26 protein-coding genes and 2 tRNA genes are annotated in these 22,828 nt (G+C 61.3%); 16 read left to right on the forward strand and 12 right to left on the reverse strand.

Annotated features, from left to right (window positions below):
* Positions 1–3: 3 nt before the first annotated feature.
* The 3 genes from KIT08_00125 (at position 4) to KIT08_00135 (ending at position 2,484) form a co-directional block, all read left to right on the forward strand.
* Entirely contained in the window at positions 4–729 is a 726-nt protein-coding gene (locus KIT08_00125) for a class I SAM-dependent methyltransferase (protein ID UYN89666.1), read from the forward strand.
* 3 nt (positions 730–732) lie between these two features.
* Complete coding sequence (locus tag KIT08_00130) at positions 733–1,236, forward strand: DUF1684 domain-containing protein (GenBank protein UYN89667.1); 504 nt, start codon at positions 733–735, stop codon at positions 1,234–1,236.
* Between the two features lie 63 nt (positions 1,237–1,299).
* Entirely contained in the window at positions 1,300–2,484 is a 1,185-nt protein-coding gene (locus tag KIT08_00135) for an FAD-dependent oxidoreductase (GenBank protein UYN89668.1), read from the forward strand.
* A gap of 75 nt (positions 2,485–2,559) precedes the next feature.
* Here KIT08_00135 and KIT08_00140 read toward each other — a convergent pair whose 3' ends face one another.
* Both KIT08_00140 and KIT08_00145 read right to left on the reverse strand, forming a co-directional pair.
* Entirely contained in the window at positions 2,560–3,594 is a 1,035-nt protein-coding gene (locus KIT08_00140) for an SPFH domain-containing protein (GenBank protein ID UYN89669.1), read from the reverse strand.
* Between the two features lie 27 nt (positions 3,595–3,621).
* Positions 3,622–4,098, reverse strand: a complete 477-nt coding sequence (locus tag KIT08_00145) for a hypothetical protein (GenBank protein UYN89670.1) — start codon at positions 4,096–4,098, stop codon at positions 3,622–3,624.
* A gap of 232 nt (positions 4,099–4,330) precedes the next feature.
* Here KIT08_00145 and KIT08_00150 point away from each other — a divergent pair, with 232 nt between their 5' ends.
* On the forward strand, positions 4,331–5,770 hold the full coding sequence (locus KIT08_00150) for a class II fructose-bisphosphate aldolase (protein ID UYN89671.1): 1,440 nt from the start codon (positions 4,331–4,333) through the stop codon (positions 5,768–5,770).
* Positions 5,771–5,860: 90 nt separating this feature from the next.
* A complete protein-coding gene (locus KIT08_00155) occupies positions 5,861–6,376 on the forward strand; it encodes an NUDIX domain-containing protein (protein UYN89672.1) in 516 nt (171 codons plus the stop codon).
* Between the two features lie 9 nt (positions 6,377–6,385).
* Here KIT08_00155 and KIT08_00160 read toward each other — a convergent pair whose 3' ends face one another.
* From KIT08_00160 to greA, 6 genes are all read right to left on the reverse strand, one after another.
* Positions 6,386–7,429, reverse strand: a complete 1,044-nt coding sequence (locus tag KIT08_00160) for a PD40 domain-containing protein (protein UYN89673.1) — start codon at positions 7,427–7,429, stop codon at positions 6,386–6,388.
* A complete protein-coding gene (locus tag KIT08_00165) occupies positions 7,411–7,926 on the reverse strand; it encodes a DUF456 domain-containing protein (protein ID UYN89674.1) in 516 nt (171 codons plus the stop codon). Before KIT08_00165 ends, KIT08_00160 begins: the two co-directional genes overlap by 19 nt.
* Positions 7,927–9,201, reverse strand: a complete 1,275-nt coding sequence (gene serS / locus KIT08_00170) for a serine--tRNA ligase (protein ID UYN89675.1) — start codon at positions 9,199–9,201, stop codon at positions 7,927–7,929. It abuts the gene before it with no gap.
* Between the two features lie 425 nt (positions 9,202–9,626).
* Positions 9,627–9,839 carry a hypothetical protein gene (locus tag KIT08_00175; protein ID UYN89676.1) on the reverse strand — a complete coding sequence of 71 codons (213 nt, stop codon included), beginning with the start codon at positions 9,837–9,839 and terminating at the stop codon, positions 9,627–9,629.
* Positions 9,839–11,377, reverse strand: a complete 1,539-nt coding sequence (gene lysS / locus KIT08_00180; protein ID UYN89677.1) for a lysine--tRNA ligase — start codon at positions 11,375–11,377, stop codon at positions 9,839–9,841. Before lysS ends, KIT08_00175 begins: the two co-directional genes overlap by 1 nt.
* Positions 11,378–11,452: 75 nt before the next feature.
* Complete coding sequence (greA, locus tag KIT08_00185) at positions 11,453–11,926, reverse strand: transcription elongation factor GreA (protein ID UYN89678.1); 474 nt, start codon at positions 11,924–11,926, stop codon at positions 11,453–11,455.
* 222 nt (positions 11,927–12,148) lie between these two features.
* On the opposite strand from greA, the gene KIT08_00190 reads away from it, so the two are divergent.
* From KIT08_00190 to KIT08_00210, 5 genes are all read left to right on the forward strand, one after another.
* Positions 12,149–12,514: a hypothetical protein gene (locus KIT08_00190; GenBank protein ID UYN89679.1), complete on the forward strand. Its 366-nt coding sequence runs from the start codon at positions 12,149–12,151 to the stop codon at positions 12,512–12,514.
* 19 nt (positions 12,515–12,533) lie between these two features.
* Positions 12,534–13,811, forward strand: a complete 1,278-nt coding sequence (locus tag KIT08_00195) for an extracellular solute-binding protein (protein ID UYN89680.1) — start codon at positions 12,534–12,536, stop codon at positions 13,809–13,811.
* Between the two features lie 84 nt (positions 13,812–13,895).
* Positions 13,896–15,119 carry a M23 family metallopeptidase gene (locus tag KIT08_00200; GenBank protein UYN89681.1) on the forward strand — a complete coding sequence of 408 codons (1,224 nt, stop codon included), beginning with the start codon at positions 13,896–13,898 and terminating at the stop codon, positions 15,117–15,119.
* Positions 15,120–15,172: 53 nt separating this feature from the next.
* Positions 15,173–15,249: transfer RNA gene (locus KIT08_00205), tRNA-Val, on the forward strand.
* A 58-nt stretch (positions 15,250–15,307) separates the two neighbouring features.
* Positions 15,308–16,156, forward strand: a complete 849-nt coding sequence (locus KIT08_00210; GenBank protein ID UYN89682.1) for a GNAT family N-acetyltransferase — start codon at positions 15,308–15,310, stop codon at positions 16,154–16,156.
* On the opposite strand, the gene KIT08_00215 is transcribed toward KIT08_00210, so the two are convergent.
* Positions 16,134–17,399 (reverse strand): glycosyltransferase, encoded by a 1,266-nt coding sequence (locus KIT08_00215; GenBank protein ID UYN89683.1) that lies wholly within the window; start codon positions 17,397–17,399, stop codon positions 16,134–16,136. The two genes, KIT08_00210 and KIT08_00215, sit on opposite strands and share 23 nt — an antisense overlap.
* A gap of 172 nt (positions 17,400–17,571) precedes the next feature.
* Between KIT08_00215 and KIT08_00220 the strand changes: the two genes are divergently transcribed.
* Positions 17,572–17,644, forward strand: a tRNA-Thr gene (locus tag KIT08_00220).
* Position 17,645: 1 nt separating this feature from the next.
* Here the strand turns inward: KIT08_00220 and KIT08_00225 are convergent.
* A complete protein-coding gene (locus KIT08_00225) occupies positions 17,646–17,915 on the reverse strand; it encodes a hypothetical protein (protein UYN89684.1) in 270 nt (89 codons plus the stop codon).
* Positions 17,916–17,997: 82 nt separating this feature from the next.
* Here KIT08_00225 and udk point away from each other — a divergent pair, with 82 nt between their 5' ends.
* The 5 genes from udk (at position 17,998) to KIT08_00250 (ending at position 21,514) form a co-directional block, all read left to right on the forward strand.
* On the forward strand, positions 17,998–18,639 hold the full coding sequence (gene udk, locus KIT08_00230) for a uridine kinase (GenBank protein ID UYN89685.1): 642 nt from the start codon (positions 17,998–18,000) through the stop codon (positions 18,637–18,639).
* Positions 18,640–18,689: 50 nt separating this feature from the next.
* Positions 18,690–19,166, forward strand: a complete 477-nt coding sequence (locus KIT08_00235; protein ID UYN90767.1) for a peptidylprolyl isomerase — start codon at positions 18,690–18,692, stop codon at positions 19,164–19,166.
* 1 nt (position 19,167) lies between these two features.
* Positions 19,168–19,719 (forward strand): VTT domain-containing protein, encoded by a 552-nt coding sequence (locus tag KIT08_00240; protein ID UYN89686.1) that lies wholly within the window; start codon positions 19,168–19,170, stop codon positions 19,717–19,719.
* Positions 19,720–19,799: 80 nt separating this feature from the next.
* Entirely contained in the window at positions 19,800–21,164 is a 1,365-nt protein-coding gene (locus KIT08_00245) for a M20/M25/M40 family metallo-hydrolase (protein ID UYN89687.1), read from the forward strand.
* A complete protein-coding gene (locus tag KIT08_00250; protein UYN89688.1) occupies positions 21,161–21,514 on the forward strand; it encodes a hypothetical protein in 354 nt (117 codons plus the stop codon). Before KIT08_00245 ends, KIT08_00250 begins: the two co-directional genes overlap by 4 nt.
* Positions 21,515–21,750: 236 nt before the next feature.
* On the opposite strand, the gene KIT08_00255 is transcribed toward KIT08_00250, so the two are convergent.
* The gene (locus tag KIT08_00255; protein UYN89689.1) at positions 21,751–22,119 is read right to left on the reverse strand and encodes a hypothetical protein; all 369 of its coding nucleotides are present in this window, start codon (positions 22,117–22,119) and stop codon (positions 21,751–21,753) included.
* 9 nt (positions 22,120–22,128) lie between these two features.
* Complete coding sequence (locus KIT08_00260) at positions 22,129–22,725, reverse strand: sigma-70 family RNA polymerase sigma factor (GenBank protein ID UYN89690.1); 597 nt, start codon at positions 22,723–22,725, stop codon at positions 22,129–22,131.
* Positions 22,726–22,828: the final 103 nt, after the last annotated feature.

Below are 22,828 nucleotides of genomic sequence, written 5' to 3' on the forward strand. Positions count from 1 at the left end.
GCAATGACCACTAGTCGTTCACTCCATGAAATTGAGCATGGCAAGTACTTAGCTAGTCAGGGTGCCGAAGCAACCTGGGGCTGGGGTACTGAAGCTGGCAAGCAGCGTGCACTAAAGCGGGCTAGGAAAATCCTAGACGCCGCCGGACTAAGGCCAGGAGTCCATGCATTAGAACTTGGTTGCGGCACGGGCATGTTCACCCAGTTGTTTGCCAGTAGCGGCGCCAGGATAACTGCTAATGACATTTCGCCAGATCTGATCGAATTGGCTAAAGCAAAAAACCCTGATGTAGACTTCATTTGCGCGCGCTTTGAAGATCTTCCGGAAACGGTGCAGTATGACGCCATCCTAGGCTCATCGGTCCTGCATCACCTTGAGGTTGAGCACTCTCTGGCCAAGAGCCATCGCCTGCTAAAGCCGGGCGGCTATCTAGCTTTTGCAGAACCGAATATGCTCAACCCACAGGTGTTTGCCGAACGAACCTTTCTTCGTAAAGCACTGGCTTATGTCTCCCCGGACGAAACAGCATTTGTGCGCTGGCCTCTTGCGGGGTTGTTGCGCCAACATGGCTTTATTCACATTAGCATCACACCTTTTGACTGGCTGCACCCTGCTATCCCCGCGCCTCTGATTGGTGTGACCGAGACGCTCGGCAGAGTGCTAGAAACCTTGCCGTTAATACGAGAATTTTCCGGCTCGCTGCTCATCAGTGCGCAAAAGGCCACCTAATCGATGAGCCTCCAAGAATTCCGCACTGGCAAAGATGCCTTCTTTGCCACCAGCTCGCAGTCACCGCTCACGCCGGAGCAACGCGAACATTTCACCGCGCTGAGCTACTTCCCCGAGAACCCGGCGCTGCGTCTGGAAGTGGAGATTGAGCCGTTTGCCGAGCAAGCGATGGTCGAGATGGCGACCTCCACCGGGGATGTGAAGAGCTACACGCGCTATGGCCGCTTCTCGTTCGAGGTGGAAGGCCAGACCGCCGAACTGACCCTGTTCTCCAGCCCGCATGGCTACTTTCTGCTCTTCGTCGACTCGTTGGCGGGCACGGAAACCTATGGCGCGGGCCGCTATCTGGATCCGGAGCAGTTGCCGGATGGCAAGTTCCTGATCGACTTCAACTTGGCGTACAACCCCTACTGCGCCTACAATGAGATGTGGAACTGCCCCATACCGCCGGCAGAGAATCGCCTGAGCGTGCCAATAAGGGCGGGCGAGAAGACCTTCGAGAAATAAATTGCACAAATAATCCGCGTTCCTCTTTGTTCATCCGCGGCTAAATCCATTTAGAATTCCAAAATGTCCAATACATCCCAGATCCTCATCGTTGGCGGTGGCACCTTTGGCATCAACACCGCGCTGGAGCTCCGCAGCCGCGGTCACGCCGTGACCCTGCTGGAGCCTGGCCCCGTTCCGCATCCCGATGCAGCGTCTACGGATATCAGCAAGGTCATCCGTATGGATTACGGGCGCGATGAATTCTATATGGAGATGATGGAAGAGTCGCTGGCATTGTGGCGCCAGTGGAACCAGGATCTTGGCGAAACAGTGTTCCACGAAACCGGGGTGCTGTACTTCACGCTGGATGGCATGGGGCCGGGCGACTTTGAATACGAGAGCTACCAGCTGCTGCTCAAGCGCGGCCACACCATCGAGCGGCTGAACTCAGACGAGATCCGCAAGCGCTACCCGGCCTGGAATGCAACGATGTATCCGGATGGCTACATCAATCCGCAAGGCGGTTGGTCGCCCAGCGGCCGCGTGGTGACGGTACTGGCCGCTCGGGCGCGCGCCGCCGGCGTGAACATCATCGAAGGGGCGCGCTTCACCGAACTCATCGAAGATGGCAGCCGCGTCAAAGGCGTGCGCACTGCTGACGGCAGCGAGCACTTCGCCGATACGGTGGTGGTGTGCGCTGGCACCTGGACCAGCACACTGCTGCCCTGGCTGCAAGATGTGATCTGGTCGACCGCCCAGCCGGTGATGCACTTCCAGGTGCCGGCCGCCGAGCTGGCAAGCTACCAGCCGCCGCTGTTCCCGGTGTGGACGGCGGATGTGGGCAAGACCGGCTGGTACGGCTTCCCAGCCCAGGCGGATGGCACACTCAAGCTGGCCAACCACGGGCCTGGCTGGCCAATGGACCCCACCCTGCCGCGCATCATGCCCGCCGGAACCGAGGCCATGTTCCGCAAGTTCTTTGCCGAATCATTGCCGGGTCTCAAAGACGCGCAGCGCACGTTTGAGCGCCTGTGTTTCTATAGCGATACGTTTGACGGGGATTTCTGGATCGATCATGACCCAGAGCGGCCCGGCCTGGTAGTCAGCACCGGCGGCAGCGGTCACGCCTTCAAGTTCACGCCACTGATTGGGCGCGTAACGGCCGATGTGGTGGAGGGCAAGCCCAACAAATATGCCCACCGCTTTGCCTGGCGGGAGCGCGGCGAGGTAACCGCCGAAGAAGCACGGTTTGTGGAGAGGAAGTAACTCCACAAATAATCAGTACCTAAAAAGGCCGCAGCATACGCTGCGGCCTTCTTTATTTTGTCCAGATGCTAAAGGCTATTCGCCGCCGAGGAATTTCTCCATAGCCTTCTTGGTGATGCGGTAGCTGCCGCCCACCTTCTTGGCGCTCAGTTCCTTGGATTCAATGGCAGCGACGATGTCGGCTTCGGTCACCTTCAAGACGTGGGCCGCTTCGGCAGCGGTCATCACGTCGGGCATGGCAGCGGCCGCCGCGGCGGCCGTGGTGCCAGCGCCCTTGAGGGCTTCGCTCATCACCTGGCCGATACCCACGCCGGCGCCGATGCCAGCCGTCAGGCCCGCACCGCCGCTGGGGTTGTTAGCCGCCTCGCGCATGGCGTCAGCCGCCTGCAGCTGCGTGTAAGTGGCACTATCCAGCAAGCCCATGCTGCGCAACGCCTCGGCCGTGGTGGCCGAAGGCGTCATGTTGGCGATCACGAAGGCTTTCAGGGTCAGGCCGCGGGCTTCAAAGTCATCCTGCGCTTTGGCACGCACGGCGGCGCTGATTTCTTCCTGATTGCCGATGATGTCCTGCACGGTGGTGTACTTGCCCTTCATCTCACCCAACAGGTCAGAGAAGGAGCGCAGCAAACGCGAGCGCAGATCGTTCTCGATGTCCACGGTGTCGTACACGCCCTGCGTGCCTACGACCTGGGTCACGAACTGCTGCGGGTCTTCAACGGAATAGGCATAGGTGCCGAAGCCCTGCAGCAGCAGCCAGCCCAGGCCCACGCCAGGGGTCTGCATGACGATAGGTTGCGGAGTGCCCCACTTGCGGTCGAGGAACTCGCGTCGGGAGACGAAGTAGACCTCGGCCGTGAAGGGGCTGCGATCATTGAAGGCCTTGCCAACCAGATCGATGAGCAGCGGCACGTTGGCGGTGGCGATGGTGTGGCGGCCGGGCTTGAAGACATCCAGCGCTTTGCCGTCACGGAAGAAGACCGCGCTCTGCGATTCGCGCACGATCACCTGAGAGCCAATACGGAAGTCACCCGCGCCGCTCTCCGGGAAGCGATGGACGATCTCTTCCTTCATCTCATTGGGATATTCAATTACATCAAAAATGCGAGCCATGGTCATTCTCCTCTTGAGCGGTCAGCCTTATTCGGCTGCCTGGGCAGTGATCACTTCACTTCGCTGATCGAACGCGGCCACCAGGTCACGGCTTTGCGTGACCACGTTGCGCACAGCGGCATCCATGCCGTCTGTGCCCACCGAGGCTGCTACGTTCTGTACGCCGCGCTCGATGCTCTCGGCGTGGCTTACCAGCGCCAGGTCATAGTCATACAGGCGAGCCAGCTCATCTGCGTTGATCTTGATGGCGTCGAAGAAGCTGCTGTTGCCGTAGGCGGCGGTGCGCACTTTGTCAATGAAGGTTTGCAGCTTGGTAGCCGCCCCTTCCAGGTCGTCAATATACTTGAGCTCCTGAGCGGCGGCGAGGTCCTTCTGCACGTTGCTCAATTCCTTGCGAATGGCCTCGAACCTGTCGGCCAGATTTTCGCGCAGAATTTTGTCTGCGGCGCGGCGGTTCTCCCGCTCAATGTAGCCTGAAAAACCAGGCAGTTTGCTGGCCAGCATGCGAAATGGATCTTGGTCTGCGGTTACTTGATCGAACAAATCACTCATGTTTAGCCTCACTCTGCACGGTTAACGTACATCGAAATGATTATACGACACTTAGCATATGCGTTTTGTAAACATTGGACGGGTCTGCCTCAGGGCAAGGCAGGAGATTGCTTCGTTCGCGCTGCTACGCAGCGCAGTCCTAGCAATGACGGACCGCTAGAGCCTATAGTAAAATCAGCCCATCATGACTGCTGAAGCCCCCTCCTCCATCCTCTCCGCCCTCGGCGCCGCGGCTGCCCATTACAGCGATGGCGCCATCCACATCACAGACGAAAACGCAGTGCGCAGCCACATCGGCCAGCTGGTACGCCTCGCCGGCCTCGGCAGCGAGACCGAGCAGGCCTGGGCCCGTTACCTGGTGCGCCTGATCGCTTTGGAGCTGGGCGCAGTGCCGGCCAGCATTCATGACCTATACATGGCCCGCGGCCGTGGCGAGGTGCCCCCCACCTTCACCGTGCCGGCCATGAACCTGCGCGTGCTGGCCTTTGAAGCGGCTCGCGCCGTGTTCCGCGTGGCCCGTCGACTGGATGCGGGGGCCTTTATCTTCGAGATCGCCCGCTCTGAGATCGGCTATACCGCTCAACGCCCGGCTGAGTACGCCGCTAATATTCTGGGCGCGGCCATCGCCGAGGGCTACCGTGGCCCGGTCTTCATTCAGGGCGACCATTTCCAGATCTCGGCTTCGCGCTATAAGCAGGACCCCGATAAAGAGATCGCCGCGGTGGAGGAGCTGACCGCCGAAGCCATGCAGGCCGGCTTCTTCAACATTGACGTGGACACCTCAACCCTGGTGGATATTCACCTGGAGGGCGAGCGCGCCCAGCAAGCCATGAACGCCGAGCTCTCGGCGCACTTCACGCAGTTCATCCGCCAGCACGAGCCCGCCGGCGTCACCGTTTCGGTGGGCGGCGAGATCGGCGAGGTAGGCAGCCAGAACTCCACCGAGGAGGAGCTGCGGGCCTATGTGGATGGCTACCAGGAAGCCCTGGCAGCCAAGAACGGTTCCGCCTCTGGCGGGAGCAGCCTGGAGGGGTTGAGCAAGATCAGCATCCAAACCGGCACATCCCACGGCGGCGTTGTGCTGCCGGATGGCAGCGTGGCCCAGGTCAAGGTGGACTTCGATACCCTGCTGCACCTCAGCCGCGTGGCGCGCAGCTATGGTTACGCCGGCGCGGTGCAGCACGGCGCCAGCACGCTGCCGCAGGACGCCTTCGGCAAGTTTGTGGAGGCCGAAGCCTGCGAGGTGCACCTGGCCACCAACTTCCAGAACATGGTGTTTGAGCGCCTGCCCAAGCCGCTCCTCAGCGCCATCTATGCCTACGTCAACAAGCACTACAGCGTTGACCGCAAGGCCAACCACACCAACGAGCAGTTCCTGTACGAAAACCGCAAGCGCGCCATTGGCCCGTTCAAGGAAGCGATGTGGGATCTGGCGGCCGAGGATCGCGTCAAGATCACCGGCGCATGGGAAGAGCAGTTCGCCACGCTGTTCGATCTGCTGGCCCTGCCAGGCACGCGCCGCTACGTTGAGCAGACTACGAATCCGGCCAAGGTGGCCCCGCAGCGCAGTTTCTACTTCGGCAAGGAAGCCGAGCAGGAAGAAGTCAAAGACCTGTCCGATTAATCTCACCGCAGATGAACGCAGATTCACGCTGATGCAGGTCTTGTATCTGCGTTCACGTGCAGCGAAACCATGCATGTCTATAACTGAATAATGTCAACCAACCCACAGAAATTTAGCAAGACCCGCTACCAGTTCATCCCGCGCGTGCTGGTGTTCTTGACGCGTGGGGATGAAGTGCTGCTGATGAAACGCGCCGATGACCGCCCGGTCTTCCCCGGCCTATACAATGGTTTGGGCGGGCATGTGGAGCGCAGCGAGAGCGTGCTGGCGGCGGCCTACCGCGAGATTGAAGAAGAGTCTGGACTGCGGCCACAACGCCTGTGGCTATGCGCAAACGTGGCGATCGATACGGGCGACCCCGAGGTGGGCATCCACATGAGTGTGTTCTGCGGGCCGGCCCCGCAGGATGGCGAACTGCGCCAATCCAGCGAGGGGACGCTGCAATGGGTCAAAGTGGCCGAGCTGGCTGACCTGGCCATGGTGGAGGACATCCCCACCCTGCTGCCCAAGGTGCTGGCTGTCCCGCCAGGCGGCGCGCCGCTGTGGGCCTTGTACATCTACAACGCCGCCGGCGAACTGCATATGCATTTTGAAGTAACAGAATAGCTGAACGGCTTACGGCCCCCAGCGCGGCTGCCAATCACAAATGTCGTTGGTGGTCAGGCGGCGGGCATCCGAACCATCCACGCGCATCACATAAATTTCGCAGCCCAGATCCTGGCGCGGATTGTCGCGATAGGACATGAACGTAAGCCAATGCCCATCGGGTGAGAAGCTGGGTGCCAGGTTGTTGCCGCCATCCGTCAGTTGCACCACGTTCTCGCCGTTAGTATCGAAGACGTAAATATCCCGGTCCCACGAGCTGCCCAGGTAAGTCGCCAGCAAGCCATCGACAGACCAATCATTGCGACCGCGTAGCCCGCTCAGATCGGTCACCTGGCGGGTCTGCGAACCGTCTGCGTTGATCATGAACAACTGCGGGAAGCCATTGGTCTCCGAGGCGAAGAGGATGCGGGCGCTATCCGGCGACCAGACCGGGTCCCAGCCGCCGCCGCGGCGCTGGGTGAGTTGCAACGCGCCGGAGCCATCCCGCCGCATGCTCCAGATATTGTGGCTGGCCGGGTACTGCTGGCCGTCCAGGATCGCATAGAACACGATCCAGCGTCCATCTGGCGAAGCGGTGGGAGCGTAAGCGCTGATGTTATTGAACTCGGTGAGCTGTGTCAGCTGATCCGTGGCCAGTTCGTATTCATAGATCTGGTAACGCCCAGTGCGGTCAGACACGAACAACACATACTGCCCATCCGGCGTGATGGAGGGAAAGAAGTCATCATACTGGCCGCCCTGGGTCAGGGTGCGCGGGTCACTGCCATCGGCGTTCATGATGCAGATCTGGTTGCGGCCCGACTGTTTGCTGTACTGGCACACGTAGACGATCTTGCCGCGCGGCCGCCCGCCGGGCTCAAAGGTGGGCGTAGGCGTGGGCGGCACTTCGGTGGCGGTGGGCGGCGTGCTGAATGGCCGCGCCGTCAGCGTGGCGGCGATGGCGGTTTGCACCGGGTTGCCAGCTTCGGATGCAGGCGTGCAGGCCGCCAGCAGCGCGGCAAGCAGCGCCAGCAGCCAGACGCGCAAGGTTTTGCCTAGGCGGCGTTGCTCCATACCCACATGCCCCACACGATGATCATTACAACGCCAATGCCAAAGCGCGCCAGGAAGGACCAGCCCCAGCCAACGGCCAGGCCGCGGGTGGTCTTGAACGCCCGTCTCCAGTCGCGATGCCGCCACCATTCAGAAGCGGCCAGGCCCAGCGGGGCGCCGATCAGGCCGCCGAATGGCGGGAAGAACAACGTGCCCAGCACGCCGGCCGTGGCGGCCCAGAACAAGCTCCACCACGAGGCGCCGCTGCGCAGCGCCTCTTTGCCCATCAGGACATTGTCCACCAGCGAGCAGGCGATCATCAGCAAAGTGATGATGATGAAGAACACCCAGCCCCAGGTGCTGAAGCCGGCGGCGAGGCCATAGAACAGCGCGCCGATCCAGATGATGACCCCGCCTGGAAAGATGGGGATGATCAAACCAAACAGGCCTACAAACATCAAAATGAACGGCAGGCCGATCTGTAGAAAGCGGGTCAATATTTCAGAAAATTCAGTCACCTAACCTCCAGCGGAGATTTTCTTAATCCCGCCCATCCAGGGTCGCAGCACTTCCGGAACGATCACCGAGCCATCGGCCTGTTGGTAGTTCTCCAGCACGCCGATCAGTGTGCGCGGCAATCCCAGGCCGGAGCCGTTGATGGTGTGCAGGAAGCGGCTGCCCTTTTCACCATCGGGGCGGTACTTGATGGCCGCCCGGCGGGCTTGAAAGTCTCCTACACGAGATATAGACGAAACTTCGAGCCATTCGTTGCAGCCCGCCGCCCAGATCTCGATGTCATAGCTGATGTGGGCCGACTCGCTGGTATCGCCAGCCGCTTTCAGCAGCAGGCGATACGGCAGCCCCAGCGCCTGGCAAGTAGCCTCGGCGTCGGCCACCATCTGTTCGAACTCGGCCTCAGACTGGTCGGGCGTGGTGAACTTATACATTTCTACCTTATCGAACTGGTGACCACGCTTGATACCGCGCACATCCCGCCCGGCGCTCATCTTCTCGCGGCGGAAACACGGCGAATAGGCCGTATAGCGCAGCGGTAGCTGTTCTTCGGGCAGGATCTGGCCCATGTGCAGGCCGGTCAGTGGCACCTCGGCCGTGGGGATCATGTACAAGTCTTCCTCGGCGTCCTTGTAGAGGTTCTCCTTGAACTTGGGCAGCTGCCCGGCGCCATACAGGGTCTCGCCCTTGACCATGAAGGGCGTGTATTTCTCGGTGTAGCCCTGGCGGGTATGCAGATCCAGCATCCAGGCGATCAGGGCACGCTGTAGGCGGGCGCCAGCCCCGCTAAGGACGTAGAAACGGCTGCCGGTGACCCGCACGCCGGCATCAAAGTCAATGATGCCCAGCTGCTCGCCCAGCTCCCAGTGCGGCTTGGGTTCAAAGCTAAATGCGGGCTTGTCGCCCCATTCCTTGGCGACGATGTTGTTCTCCTCGCCGCCGGCCGGCACCTTTTCCTCAACGATGTTAGGGATCACCGAGATGGTCGCGTCAAAATCTGCATCCACAGCAGCCAAATCCGCATCGAGCGCGGCGATCTTGTCGCCAACGACACGCATTTCTGCAATGCGAGCGTCCTTGGCGGTCTTGTCCTTCATCGTGCTGATCTCTTTAGAGACGGCGTTACGCTCGGCCTTCAGCACCTCGACCTCTTTGAGCAGGTCGCGGCGGCGTGCATCCAGCCCAACGGCCTGGTCCACCAGGGCCGGGTCCATATTGCGCTTGATCAGGCTGGCCTTGACCAGTTCAGGGTTTTCACGAATCAAATTGATGTCCAGCATAGGTCTCCTTAACAAAAAACGCCCCATTCCTTTGCAGGACGGGGGCGCCGTGGTGCCACCTGCATTTGTGTGCGCCAGCCTGCGGTGCACACCTCAATTTTCGCGTTATCGGGCGAACCCGCTGCCTTTCGGCAGGCCAGCTACCGCAAAATGCGGGCGGAGTGGAAAGCGGGCGGTCTCTGCTGCCTTGCATCCACCGGCAGCTTGCTGGGAGAGACTGCGCTCGCGTAGTTCCGCAGGCGTGAAAGGATTATAGCAGAGAACCCTGACCGCGCGTCATGATCGTGCATCCCGAGCGTAGAGAGGATCCTCTTAGCTTCAATCAGTAAGAGGCTCGAGCGGCAAAGCGACATGTCATTCCGAACTAGCGGTGTAGCGCCACAAAACGGCGCTAGCGCGAGAGGGGGGAATGACGGGGAGACAGATTAGCCTGTACGAAACGCCAAGCCGGCATCTTTCAGCGCCTGGCGCAGCGCCGGCAACGAAGCAGGCCCGACGCCGTGAAGCTTCAAAATCTCTTTCTCGCTGTGCTTGGCCAGCTTCGCCAGGGTAGTGATGCCAGCATGCTCCAGCGCGCTGCGGGCCGGGTTGGACAGCTTGGCCAGGAACGCACTGCCGGGCTTAGCTTGCCCGGCCACTACTCCCCTTCACGGCGGCGCAGGTGCGGGAAAAGGATCACTTCGCGGATATTGGGCTGGTCAGTGAACAGCATGGTGATGCGGTCAATACCCATGCCAAATCCGCCATTGGGCGGCATGCCGTAGCGCATGGCGCGCAGATAGTCTTCGTCCATGGGGTGCAAGTCTTCGTCGCCGGCTTTCAGGCTGCGGCCCATCTCTTCGAACCGCGCCTGCTGGTCCAGCGGGTCGTTGAGCTCACTGAAGGCGTTGCAGATCTCGAAGCCACCCATGTAGCCTTCGAAGCGTTCGACGGTGCTGGGGTCGCCCGGCTGGCTTTTGGCTAGCGGCGAGACCTCGCGCGGGTAGTCATACAAGAAGCTAGGCTGGATCAGGCGCGGCTCCACATGGTCGCCCACCAGGTCTTCGATCAGCTTGCCACGGCTGCCACCAGCGCGCACTTTGTAATTCTTCTCGGCCATCGCCTTGGAGAGGCTGGCGGCGTCAGGATACTTGCTCAGGTCAATGCCGGCGAACTCCTGCACGGCGTCGGCGATCGAGATGCGCGGCCAGGCATTCGCCAGGTCAATGGCGTGGCCCTGGTAACTGAACTTGCTGCCGCCCAGCACTTGCTTGCCGACGAAGTTCATCATCTCTTCGGTAAACTCCATCACGCGCTGGTAGTCGGCGTAAGCCATATAAAACTCCAGCATGGTGAACTCAGGGTTGTGCGTGCGGTCTACGCCTTCGTTGCGGAAGTCACGCCCGATCTCATAGACGCGCTCGATGCCGCCCACCAGCAGGCGCTTAAGGTACAGCTCGAAAGAAATACGCAGATATAAGTCCTGCTTGAGCTGATTGTGATGCGTAACGAACGGCCGCGCCGCCGCCCCACCGTAGACCGGCTGCAGCACGGGCGTCTCTACTTCCAGGAAGTCGTGCTTATCCAAAAACTCGCGCAGAGCGCGCAGGATGGCGGCGCGGGTGCGGAACACTTCGCGCACCTGCGGATTGACGGCCAGGTCAGCGTAACGCTGGCGGTAGCGCACCTCAGGGTCGGCCAAGGTAGCGTGGCGCACCACCTCGCCGTCCACCACTTCATCCTTGGCGGCCGGCAGCGGCGTGATGGCTTTGGCGATCATGCGCAACGCTTTGACATTCAGCGAGATCTCGCCGGCTTTGGTGCGGAACATCTCGCCCTGCGCTTCAACAAAATCGCCTAGGTCGTAATGATCTTTGAAATGCTGCAGCGCTTCGACGCCGAAATCATCTGCGCGCAGGAACAGCTGCAGCGTGCCGGAGCCATCCTCAATGTGGGCGAAGGCCAGCTTGCCCATCAGGCGCATGGAGCGGATGCGTCCCACGACAACCACGGTGGGGCCCACGACGGCGGCAGCCAGTGGCTGCTCGCCGCCGCTTTCAAAGGCGGCGATGGCGGCTGCGGTGGTGTGGGTGCGCTCTACCCGCGGCGGGAAGGGCTCGTGCCCTTGCTGGCGCAGCGCCTCCAGTTTGGCCAGGCGCAGGCGTTCGATTTCGCTGTAGTGTTGGTCTTCGCTCATCATTTGCTCCGCGATTAAAACATAAAAAGAGGCCCGAGGGCTTCTGCCCTCGGGCCTCTTTGTGTGCGTGCTTGCTTACACAACCTTGGTGATCTTCACCGAGAAAGAGCCGGAGGGCGCGTTGATATCCGCCTTATCGCCTTCCTTCTTGCCCAGCAAAGCGCTGCCCAGCGGGCTCTCATGGCTGATCTTGCCCTCACGCGGGTTGGCCTCCGCGGCGCCCACGATCATGTACTCCTCGGGCTTGCGGCGGCCTTGCTGGATGGTCACCTTGCTGCCAATCTCGACCGCGCCGCCCTTCTTGCGGCCCTTGTTCTCGATCAGCGTGGCATTGGCCAGCAGGATCTCCAGCTCTTTGATGCGACCCTCAACAAAGGACTGCTCGTTCTTGGCAGCTTCAAACTCAGGGTCCTCAACAAACTCGCCCAGGCTGTTCTCAGCCGCCTCGCGCAGGCGCTCCGCAATTTCCTTGCGGCGCACATTGCGTAAGGTATCCAACTCGTCCTGCAGTTTCTTGAAGCCTTCTTTGGTCAAATACTCAGTAGACATCTTTCCCTTTTACTTGTTTGTGTCGCTCAAATTTCGCTCAAATTTCAATGAACGATGCACAAAGTCTTCTTAAAAACATTTGCTGCAAGCAAGTTCTCTTACACAAGAAGCTCGCCAACAGCCTTAAGACTATAGCATATCCATCTGCAATTATCAAGAACGAATGTTCTTTTCAAGCCAAGCTAGCCATCTACTTACTGCGAGTGTTATTATCTGGCGGTCATGTTGTTCAGCCAAAAAGACCCAGCCAAACGCAAGCGCGTCCGCTATATCCTGGCCGGCATCGTACTGCTGACCCTGCCGTGCTACCTGGCCGGCTATGTAGCCGCCAACGTGCGCCTCAGCCTGACGCCCAGCCCCACCGCCACAGCAACCGGCGAACCCAGCGTTACGCCCAGCCCCAGCGAAACCAGCACCCTTACCACCACGCCCACCGAGACCAGCACCACCACGGTCACCCCCAGCCAAACGCCCACCTGGACGCTGACCTTTACCCCGTCGTCCACTATCACGCCGACCCTCACGCCCACTCACACGCCGGTGCCGCCCAGCGAAACGCCGACGCCCACTGAAACGCCAACACCCTAAACTGGATACAATTCAACCAATGGATCATTCTCACCGCAGGTTGCTGTTCACCCTGCTGGCGCTGGCCTGCTTCGCCGCGCTGGCTGGCTGCGCAAGCCTTACCGCCAGCCTGGTGCCAACCCCCACCGCCGGCACACCTGATGTAGCCGTCGTCAGCACGGCCCAGCCAACGGCCAGCAGCGAGCGCGCCATCACACTGATCCTATGGCTGCCGCCGCAATTCGACCCCAGCAGTGGCAGCCTGGCGGCGGGCATGCTGCAAACCCGCCTGGACGAGTTCACCGGGCAGCACCCGCAAGTGCTCATTAATACGCGCATCAAGGATGAAAGCGGCACGGGCGGCTTGCTCGAGTCGCTGATGCGCGCTCAGCAAGCTGCCCCGCTGGCCCTGCCAGACGTGGTGCTAATGCCTGCGGGCCTGCTGCCCCAGGCCGCGGCCGCCGGCGTGCTGCACCCACAGAGCCAACTGACCAACGAGCTGGGCAGCAACGACTGGTATCCCTTCGCCGTCCAGCTGGCCAGCGCCGAAGATGCCCGTTATGGCCTGCCCTTTATGGCCGATGGCCTGGTAGCCGCCCACCGCAGCACCGCGATTTCGCAAGTGCCGCCCACATGGGTGCGCCTGATGGATACGCGCATTGCCTTGGGTTTTGCGGCCGCCGACCCGCAAGCACGCCTGCCGTTGCTGCAGCTGCTTTCGCTGCCCGGGCGGGATGAAAACACGATCCCTGAGCAGAACTTGCTCGAGCTGTTTGACTTCTTCGCCACCGGGCAAGCCCGCGGCGTGTTCCCGTTCTGGCTGACCCAATACCAAAGCAACGAGCAAACCTGGCAAGCCTTCAGCGAAGGCCGCCTGCCGATGGTGACAGCCTGGACCAGCCAGGTGTTTGCCAACCGCCAAACCGAGATCAGCGGCGCGCCGCTGCCCACCCAGAACGGCCAGCCGTTCACGCTGGTGCGAGGCTGGGTATGGAGCGTGGCCACCGAAAACAGCGAGCGCGCCGCCCTGGCCAGCGAGCTGATCGCGTTCCTCTCCACGCCGGAGTTTCTGGCGCAGTACAGCGCGGCCGCATCGCTGCTGCCGCCGCGGCCCAGTTCGCTGGCCGCCTGGGCGCCTGGCGCCAACCAGGCGCTGGCCAGCCAGTTGGTCAACAACGCCCAGGCACTGCCTGACCAGGCCACGACCGAGCGCTGGGGCACGGCCCTCTCGCAGGCGGTGGTGGCAGTGCTGAAGCAGGAGATGACCGCCGCCGAAGCGGCCGCCAGCGTACGCGATGCTTTCGCTGCGGACGAATAGCCGCATGCCAACGCGCTCAGCAAGCTCTCATGCCTACTTAATTCTGCGCGGCGCAGCGATGATAAGATTCTTCTTGGTGTACTGATGCCCAGCAAAGCAAAATCCACGCCGGAACAAAACCCCGAACACGAAGCCTCCCCTGAGACTAAGAGCCCCGCAGCCGCAAAGCCCGCGGCGCGTTCTCTGCAGGAGCGGCTGCCCGCTCCCCTGCGCCGCTACTGGAAGATCGGTCTGATCGCGGTGGTCGCGCTGGGTGTGGTATTGCTGATGAACACGGTGGCCAGCGGTATGCAGGCTGGCCAGCAGCAGGAGCTGCGTTCCACTGCCATGGCCATGGCCCAGACCACCATCGACGCCGTGACCGGCGGCGAGGCCAGTGCGCTGATGCCTTCCTACGACGCGGTGATCGACTTCGGCCAGGGCATTAGCCGCCTGGCTTCAATGGATACAGTTATCCCCAGCCGGGCGCGTGTGGACATCATGCATCACACGGTTGAGCGCGGTGACACACTCTTCGGCATCGCCGACCTGTACGGCTTGAAGCCGGAAAGCATTCTGTGGTTCAACTTTGATACCCTGGAAGACAACCCCAGCGAAATTCAGCCTGGGCTGATCCTCAACATTCCGCCGGTGGACGGCATTCTGGTAACCTACCACGCTGGCGAAAGCCTGTACGCCATCGCCGAGAATGCCAGCTACACCACTACCGTCACGATTGACGACATCATCAACTGGCCCAGCAACAATCTGGACCCGTACGAGACCGACCCCAACAACCCCAACATTCCGGATGGCTTCCAGCTCATCATCCCCAACGGCTCGCGTGAATTGCGAGACTGGGGCCCGCCGGCGATTACCCGTCAGAACGCGGCGGTGGCGGCCTACTATGGCCCGGGCGCATGTGGCGCCATCTACGAAGGCGCCATCGGTAACGGCACCTTCCGCTGGCCCACAGTGGCCACCTACCTCTCCGGCTTTGACTGGACCCCGCCTACCCACAACGGCATCGACATCGCCGGCGCCGAAGGCAATGCTGTCTATGCAACCGATGGCGGCGTGGTGGTCTACGCCGGCTGGTCGAACTACGGCTACGGCAACCTGGTGGTGATCGACCACGGCACCGGCTGGCAATCAGCTTATGCTCACTTGTTCAGCTATGCGGTCAGCTGCGGACAGAGCGTCTCGCAGGGAACCGTGATCGGCGGTGTTGGCAACACGGGCAACTCCTCCGGCGCCCACTTGCACTTTGAGTTGACCAGCTCCCTGTACGGCAAGGTCAACCCGTGGGATTTCCTGTTCATCCCGTAAACACAACTGTTTCTTGCTTGCAGAGTGGCGGAGTGCTATAATGCCGCTTCTTCGGGCGCGTAGCTCAGCTGGTTAGAGCGCACGGTTCACATCCGTGAGGTCGAGGGTTCGAGTCCCCCCGCGCCCACCATAAATCACCCGCCTGGGTGATTTTTTGATTAAGTCCATATCCACTCGAGGAGCGCGCCATGCGTGAACAGAGAGCCAACGGACTAGAAGCACTCGAGCTAGCGACTGAACTGCTGCAACGCGCCCGCCTGGCTGACCCGCTGGAAGGCGTATGGGAAGCCGCCGATATGCAGTGGTCTTGGCGCAAGCCGCGCCGTTCCGACGAGGCCGAGAAGCTATTCTGGCTCGATGACGAAGGCCCAGTGGCTGGCGTGCTGCTTACGACCGCCAACGACGAAAGCTGGCAGTGCGACCCGGTCATCGTTCCTCACGCTGGCGTAGATCTGGATGTGGTCTGGCAGCGTGCGATCGCTCACGCCGCGGCGCACTCGCCCAAATTTGCAGTCCCCATCAACGACGATGACCACAGTCTGCGCCAGTTGGCGCTCGACTCCGGTTTCACGGCAGACGAAAGCGACAGCACGGCCTGGCTGGATACACGCCAGTTGCCGCAGCCGCGGCAGTTGCATAATGAATTCGTGCTCATCGACCGCACCCAGCGCGCTAGCGCCCCCCACCCAATGCAAGGGCGCGTTGGCGAAGGGGTTGCTCAACGCCTGGCCGAATGCTCGCTCTACGACCCTGCGCTTGACCTGGCAGTCGAGACCAGTAGCGGTGAAGTGGCAGGCGTGTCGCTTTATTGGTTTGACCCAATAACCAAGGTTGGCCTGGTCGAGCCAATGCGGGTCGAGGATGCATACCAGCGCAAGGGACTGGCGCGTGCCATGCTGTGCGCAGGCATCCAGCGCCTGGCCGAGCGCGGCGCTGAGCGCATCAAGGTCTCTTATCAGACTGAAATTGCCGGCGCGCTGTATCTGGGCATCGGCTTTGGCGCAGTTTCAACGACTACCTGGTACCAGGCGCCCTAGCCGCCAGCAAACCCGCGTACACCCCTTCCACCTCGGCCGCGGTGCGGCTCCACGAATAGCGCACCGCCTCGCTGCGGGCGGCGCTGCCCATGCGTTCCAGCGCGCCGGGCTCGCCCAGCAGGGCCATGATGCGCGCCGCCAGCTGGGGCGCATCGCCTTCGCGCACGTGGTAACCACTCACGCCGTCCTGCACCAGGTACTTGAGCCCACCCACGCTGGATGCGATCACCGGCCGCCCGCACGACATGGCTTCCAGCGCTACCATGCCGAACGACTCCGAATACGAAGGCATCACCAGTGCATCGGCGGCGGCGTAATACAGTGGCAGCGTGTCCTGGCTGCGGCTGCCGAGGAACTCGACCTGGTCTTGCAGCCCCAGGGCGCGGGTCACGGCGCGCAAGCGGGCGAGCTCAGTATCCAGTGCATACTGGCTGCCCTCCAGATCACCCCCCACGATATGCACGCGGATCTGCATCTCGGGCCGCTCATCACGCACAAAGTGCAGGCTGCGGATCAGCGTATCAATCCCTTTCAGCGCCTCGATACGGCCGACGAAGAGCAGATGATGGTCACCACCATCATCCCAGCCAAGCAGATTGCGGGCCACGGACTTGTTTTGCGGCTGGAAGCGGGCCAGGTCCACACCCGGCGGGATGACACGCACTTTGTTGCTGCGCAGCTCGTACAGCCACTGCAGCTCCGCCCGCTCGGCGGGCGTGGCCGCCACCACCGTGTCAGCTGCGTGCATGGCACGCAGCTCGCCGCGGATGCGGGCGGCGCTCTCCTGCGCGCCCAGGGCGGTGACGCGGTTCTTGACCAGGCCGAGCGTATGGAACATCAGCACCAGCGGGACGCCCCACTGCTTCTTGAGATGCATACCGACCAGGCCCGACAGCCAGTAGTGAGCGTGCAATACGTCGTACTGCACGCCTTCCTGTTGTGCGAAGTTAAGCAGGCCGCTCTCGAACTCGGGCAGGTAGGCGGCCAGCTCGTGCACCGGTGCATCGTCCTGTGGGCCGGCGGCCAGCGAGATCACTCGCGCCCCATTCGCCAGCGGGCGCACACTCTGGGGGCCACGGGTATACACATCCACGCGGTGCCCGCGGGCGGCCAGGTGGCGGCTGAGTTCGCCGACGTACACGTTCATGCCGCCGCTCTTTGCGTTGCCCAACGACGCCAGCGGGCTAGCGTGATAGCTGAGCATGGCGATGTTCAGCGGTTTCGGATTCTCAGGCGGCGTCATAGTTGCAAGCAATTATTGAGCAGTTATAATCTGCCTTCGTTCCTTATAAAGCGTTGGCGCTATCGAAGTGATTGAAACCTAATACGCCAAGCACGCGTGGCCTTGCCTGGTTTTGGCAAGGCCAAACCCAAGCATTTTGTTTGCCTCCGGCAAATAAAATACGCTTGGGTACGCCACCGTAGCTCAGTTGGCAGAGCAGTCGCTTCGTAAGCGACGGGTCATGGGTTCGAGTCCCATCGGTGGCTCTCACGTTTCTTCGCCCATTGCGCCAGCCTGCTCGTCAGCGCTCCCATTGCCAATCTTGTTCTCCATTCTTGCAATGATGTGCTGGCGCACATCCATGTACGCATCAGCCAGCTCCAGCTTGTGGCGGCTGAACAGCATCGCCAGCCCCAGCTTGTAGCGGCGCTCTAGCCAGGCCAGCGCGGCCTCGGGCTGAGCCTTCCCTTGCTGCATGGCGCGGTCAAGCAAGCGCACGAACAGCTGGCGATACACGTCCTGATCGTAGGGCCTCATCGCTGGTGATTATCAACCAGTCAATGCAAAATCTCAAATCAAAAATCTACAATCGCCGACCCCATCCTTTATAATCACCTTCATGCCCGTTCCTCTTGTAATCGGCGTGGCCGGCGGCTCTGGCTCCGGCAAGACCACTGTGGCCCAGGCCATCGTACAGCGCGCCACCCCGGGCAGTGTGGCCTACATCCAGCACGACTCGTACTACAAGGACCTCAGCAGCCTGGCCCCAGCCCAGCGCAAGACCACCAACTTTGACCACCCCAACTCGCTGGAAAGCGAGCTAATGGTCGAACACATCCGCGCCCTCAAAGAGGGCCGCAGTGTGGAAGTGCCCAGCTACGACTTCACCACCCACACTCGCCGCAAGGAAACTAACACCGTGGAGCCGCGCCCCATCGTGCTGGTGGAGGGCATTCTGCTGTATGTGGAGGCGGAGCTGCGCGAGATGTGCGATGTCAAGCTGTTCGTGGATACAGACGCCGATCTGCGCTTCATCCGCCGCCTGCAACGTGACATCAGTGAACGCGGCCGTTCGACCGAAAGCGTCATCCAGCAGTACTTTGCCACGGTGCGTCCCATGCACCTGGAGTTCGTCGAACCCTCCAAGCGCTACGCCGACCTGATCATTCCCTATGGCGGCTTCAACAAAGTCGCCCTGGAATTTGTGCTGGCCCGGATTGAAGCCCGCCTGCGCGAATACAAGAAAGAATTAGCCAACTAGTCTGAAAGGAAAATTTGCACATGTCCAAGCAATGGAACCAAGCCCCGGCGATGGAGATTGACCCCGCCAAGAGCTACACCGCCACTATCACCACCGATAAGGGCGATATGGTCATCAAGCTCTTCGCCGCTGAAGTGCCAGCCACCGTAAATAACTTCGTCTTTCTGGCCCGCCAGGGCTATTACGACGGCACCACTTTCCACCGCGTCATCGGCAACTTCATGGTCCAGGGTGGCGACCCGACCGGCAGTGGTATGGGCGGCCCTGGCTACAAATTTGCCGATGAGTTCCACCCCAGCCTGCGCCACAGCAAGCGCGGCATCCTCTCCATGGCCAACGCCGGCCCGAACACCAACGGCTCGCAGTTCTTCATCACCCACGGCCCCACCCCGCACCTGGATAACCGCCACGCCGTTTTCGGCGAACTGGTTGAGGGCGAGGATGTGCTCATGGCCATCCCCGAGCGTGATCCCGGCCGCGGCGGCCCAGCCGGCCAGCTGGTCTCCATCACTATCCAGGAGAGCTAGCGTGGCGGCGCGCCCAGCCAATCTCAAGCTGTGGCGCGCCCTGGCCCTGCTGCTGGTGGTCGGCGTCAGCCTAGCCATCGTCTTTCTGCCTGACGAATACACAAGCCAATTACAGGCGCTGGGTTACCCGGGCCTGTTTTTGCTTACGCTTATCTCGTACGCCACTGTGTTCCTGCCCGCGCCCGCCGCGCTGGTCGTTTTCACCATGGGCGCACACCTGCCGCCGCTGGGCGTAGCCCTGGCGGCGGGCAGCGGCGCCGCCCTGGGCGAGCTGACCGGCTACCTGGCCGGCTTCAGCGGCCAGGCCGCCATCGAGAATACGGCGGCCTACCAGCGCATGGTCGGCTGGATGCAGCGCAACGGCATGCTGACCGTGTTCGTGCTGGCGGCGGTGCCCAACCCTATCGTAGATCTCAGCGGCATCGCCGCCGGCGCGCTGCGCATGCCGCTGCCGCGCTTCCTGCTGGCCTGCTGGCTGGGTCAGGTGCTGAAGATGCTGATGATCGCGCTGGCAGGGGCCGGTTTGTTCAGGTTGCCCTACTTCGCGAACTAACTGCTAACCTTGCTCTCTTTGTGGTTAGCTTTGAGGAAGTATCTGTGTTCATCTGTGGTTAAAACAACGAAGGAGCAGCAATGGCCGATTTCAAGCAAGCAGATCAATACATTGCCACCAATCTAGACGCCAGTCTGGACGAGCTCGCCAAGCTATGCGCCGTGCCCAGCGTCGCCGCCCAAGGGATCGGCATTGACGAGGCGGTTGAGGTCGTCCAGGCCATGCTGGCCAAGCGCGGTTTTGCCACTGAGGTGATGCCCACTGGCGGCGCGCCGGTGGTCTACGCTGAGCGCAAGGGCCGCAATACGGCCAAGACCCTGCTCTTCTACAACCATTACGACGTCCAGCCGGCCGAGCCCCTGGAGCTGTGGCATACACCGCCCTTTGAAGCAACCCGCAAGGACGGAAAGATGTACGCGCGCGGCGTCAGCGACGATAAGGGCCACTTCGTCAGCCGCCTGTTCGCCCTCGACAGCCTGCTGGCACAGAGTGACGAGCTGCCATGTAATATCAAGTTCGTCGTCGAAGGCGAAGAGGAGATCGGCAGCATCCACATGCCCGCCTTCGTCGAGAAGCATGCCGACAAGCTGGCTGCGGATGCGTGCATTTGGGAGTTTGGCTATGTGGACGCCAACGACAAGCCCATCCAGTACATGGGCATGCGCGGCATCTGCTATGTCGAGTTCACCGTGGAACTACTCAAGACCGATGTACATTCTGGGTTGGGCGGTTCCATCTTCCCCAACGCCGCCTGGCGCCTCGTCTGGGCGCTCAACAGCCTCAAAGGCCCGGATGGCCGCATCCGTATCCCCGGCCACTACGATAAGGTCGTGCCGCCCACTGAGTTGGACCGCCAGCTGGCCGCCGCCCTCACCTATGAGGGCGATGACTACAGAGAGCGCTACGGTGTGAAAGAGTTCCTGCGCGGCACCGAGGGCAACCCAAACCTGGCCCTGCAGGAGTTCCTCGAACCCACCATGACCATCAGCGGACTGACCGCCGGCTACCAGGGCCCCGGCACCAAGACCGTTCTGCCCGCCAAGGCCAGCGCCAAGATCGACTTCCGTCTGGTGCCAAACCAGACCCCTGAAGACGTGATGAAAGGCCTGCGCGCCTTCCTTGACGCGGAAGGCTTCACCGATGTGCAAGTGAAGGAGCTGGGCAGCGAGCCTCCCGGCCGCACTGACCCCAGCGACCCGTTCCTCAACATGGTGGTGGAAACCGCCGCCGAGGTCTATGGCGTGCCGATGACGCGTGTGCCGATGAGCGGCGGCTCCGGGCCCAATCACGCCTTCCTGCACTACCTCAAGCTGCCGGTGGTCACCGCCGGCCTGGGCTACCCCGGTGCGCTGGTGCACGCGCCCAACGAGAACATCCGCGAGGATCTGTACCTCAAGGCCACCCAGCACATTGCCCGCGTGGTTGAGAAGTTCGCCGAAGCATGAGCTGGCAGGAGTCTGTTCAACACGAGTTGAATACGGCGGATGCGGCCCGGGCGCGTGGCAACGAAGGCATGGCCCGCGTGTGCGCCCGCCGCGCCGCTGGCTGGGCCATCAAGGCTCATCTGGGCGAAGCCGGCATGAACCTCGACACCAACTCGGTCATCGAGCACTTCCGCCATATGCTGGCGCAGGACGATACCCAGCCAGAGCTGCGCCAGCTGATCCAGCGCCTGCGCCAGCCCAAACTGCGCCCTAACCTGGCCGAGGACTCCTTTTTCCCGGAGGACATTGACCTCATTGCCGACGCGCGCCAGTTGATACGGATGCTGTTTCCAAACGAGAGCTTCGCTTAATAGCAATACTTCCTTGTCACATACAGAACGGACCCCCACAAATCGAAGCTGTGTCATTCCGAACGAGTGCATACAGCCACGCCAGATCGCCGACTCTACATCAGTGAGGAATCCGTTCAGAGCAATCTTCCGCGCAACGCGTCTTAACTCAGCCCCAAGGATCCCTCGCTACGCTCGGGATGCACAATTGCGTAACAAGATGGACGAAGCAATCCACCCACAAGAAAACGGGCCGCTTACGAAGCGGCCCGTTTTTTAGTCTTCAACTTGCCTTGCGGCTTGCTATCAGTCTTCTCGGCGGCTGCGGCCCGGCCGCCTGCCTTCTTGGCGCGGCGCCCCGTGAGCAGGTTCGCCACCGAGCGCACCACGGTGAAGAAGAACACCAGCACGCCGGCGATCGCCCCACCGATCAGCAGCACCAGCTCCAGCGTGGTCAGGCTGGCCTTGGCCAGCGGGCCAGGCTTGCGCACCAGGCGCTTGCGCAGATCCGCCGTGAACGAAGGGCGCGCATCCACCGGCTTGAACACGGATTCGAGCATGTCCTCCACTGAATCCAGCTCGCGCTGCACCTTCTTGCGCTCCCATGGCCAAATGATTCCGCTCATAGCTCAGCCCTACTCCTCATCCGGCAGTTGGCCAAAATCTTCCAACGAAAAATGGCCGGATGTATCCTTGCGGATCTCCTCACGCAGCGAAAGCAGCGTGCGGTGATACAAACTCTTGATCGCCCCTTCGGTGCGATCCATGATCTGCCCGATCTCAGCGTTGGACATGTGCTGAGTGAACTTGAGGATCAGCAGCTGCTGGCGCTCCTCCGGCAGATTGCGGATGAGACGCATCAGCGCATTCTGCTCCTCCGTCTCCATCAGCACACTTTCCGGGTACTCCTCGCTCTTGCTGGCCCGGTAGCCGTCCTCCAGCTCCACTTCCTGCCGGCGGCTGCTGTCGCGGTGCCAGTTGGCCACCAGGTTGTGCGCAATGCGGTACAGCCAGGCGGAGAACGGCACGCCGCGATCGGTATAGCTGGTAATGTGCCGCATGGCTCTGAAGAAGACCCGTGAGCTCAGGTCTTCGGCGTCCTGCGTGCTGCCAGTGCGATAGTAGATATAGTTGTAGATGCGCCCTGCATACTTGTCATACAGCATGCCAAACGCCTCACTATCGCCCTGGGTGGCTTTGGCGAGTATCTTCTCGTCAGTCCACTCAGCCACGCGTGCGCCCGTCCAGAGCAGCGTCAATTAAATTAACCCAGGTGGTTGCAGAAGGTTGCATATCGTTCAAAAGTGGGAAACGAACTGAATAAGGCCAGTATAA

The sequence above is a fragment of the Anaerolineales bacterium genome, from assembly GCA_025808555.1.
Lineage (GTDB): Bacteria > Chloroflexota > Anaerolineae > Anaerolineales > UBA11579 > JAMCZK01.

Excerpts from the sequence above, each read along its gene's own strand:
- KIT08_00190 (UYN89679.1), top strand. The coding sequence starts at position 12,149 with ATGTTGTTCAGCCAAAAAGACCCAGCCAAACGCAAGCGCGTCCGCTAT.
- KIT08_00235 (UYN90767.1), top strand. The coding sequence starts at position 18,690 with ATGGAGATTGACCCCGCCAAGAGCTACACCGCCACTATCACCACCGAT.
- KIT08_00195 (UYN89680.1), top strand. The coding sequence starts at position 12,534 with ATGGATCATTCTCACCGCAGGTTGCTGTTCACCCTGCTGGCGCTGGCC.
- greA (UYN89678.1), bottom strand. The coding sequence starts at position 11,926 with ATGTCTACTGAGTATTTGACCAAAGAAGGCTTCAAGAAACTGCAGGAC.
- serS (UYN89675.1), bottom strand. The coding sequence starts at position 9,201 with ATGCTGGACATCAATTTGATTCGTGAAAACCCTGAACTGGTCAAGGCC.
- KIT08_00135 (UYN89668.1), top strand. The coding sequence starts at position 1,300 with ATGTCCAATACATCCCAGATCCTCATCGTTGGCGGTGGCACCTTTGGC.
- KIT08_00255 (UYN89689.1), bottom strand. The coding sequence starts at position 22,119 with ATGAGCGGAATCATTTGGCCATGGGAGCGCAAGAAGGTGCAGCGCGAG.
- lysS (UYN89677.1), bottom strand. The coding sequence starts at position 11,377 with ATGAGCGAAGACCAACACTACAGCGAAATCGAACGCCTGCGCCTGGCC.
- KIT08_00160 (UYN89673.1), bottom strand. The coding sequence starts at position 7,429 with ATGGAGCAACGCCGCCTAGGCAAAACCTTGCGCGTCTGGCTGCTGGCG.
- KIT08_00130 (UYN89667.1), top strand. The coding sequence starts at position 733 with ATGAGCCTCCAAGAATTCCGCACTGGCAAAGATGCCTTCTTTGCCACC.
- KIT08_00250 (UYN89688.1), top strand. The coding sequence starts at position 21,161 with ATGAGCTGGCAGGAGTCTGTTCAACACGAGTTGAATACGGCGGATGCG.
- KIT08_00125 (UYN89666.1), top strand. The coding sequence starts at position 4 with ATGACCACTAGTCGTTCACTCCATGAAATTGAGCATGGCAAGTACTTA.
- KIT08_00215 (UYN89683.1), bottom strand. The coding sequence starts at position 17,399 with ATGACGCCGCCTGAGAATCCGAAACCGCTGAACATCGCCATGCTCAGC.
- KIT08_00225 (UYN89684.1), bottom strand. The coding sequence starts at position 17,915 with ATGAGGCCCTACGATCAGGACGTGTATCGCCAGCTGTTCGTGCGCTTG.
- KIT08_00140 (UYN89669.1), bottom strand. The coding sequence starts at position 3,594 with ATGGCTCGCATTTTTGATGTAATTGAATATCCCAATGAGATGAAGGAA.
- KIT08_00245 (UYN89687.1), top strand. The coding sequence starts at position 19,800 with ATGGCCGATTTCAAGCAAGCAGATCAATACATTGCCACCAATCTAGAC.
- KIT08_00155 (UYN89672.1), top strand. The coding sequence starts at position 5,861 with ATGTCAACCAACCCACAGAAATTTAGCAAGACCCGCTACCAGTTCATC.
- KIT08_00145 (UYN89670.1), bottom strand. The coding sequence starts at position 4,098 with ATGCTGGCCAGCAAACTGCCTGGTTTTTCAGGCTACATTGAGCGGGAG.
- KIT08_00150 (UYN89671.1), top strand. The coding sequence starts at position 4,331 with ATGACTGCTGAAGCCCCCTCCTCCATCCTCTCCGCCCTCGGCGCCGCG.
- udk (UYN89685.1), top strand. The coding sequence starts at position 17,998 with ATGCCCGTTCCTCTTGTAATCGGCGTGGCCGGCGGCTCTGGCTCCGGC.
- KIT08_00210 (UYN89682.1), top strand. The coding sequence starts at position 15,308 with ATGCGTGAACAGAGAGCCAACGGACTAGAAGCACTCGAGCTAGCGACT.
- KIT08_00200 (UYN89681.1), top strand. The coding sequence starts at position 13,896 with ATGCCCAGCAAAGCAAAATCCACGCCGGAACAAAACCCCGAACACGAA.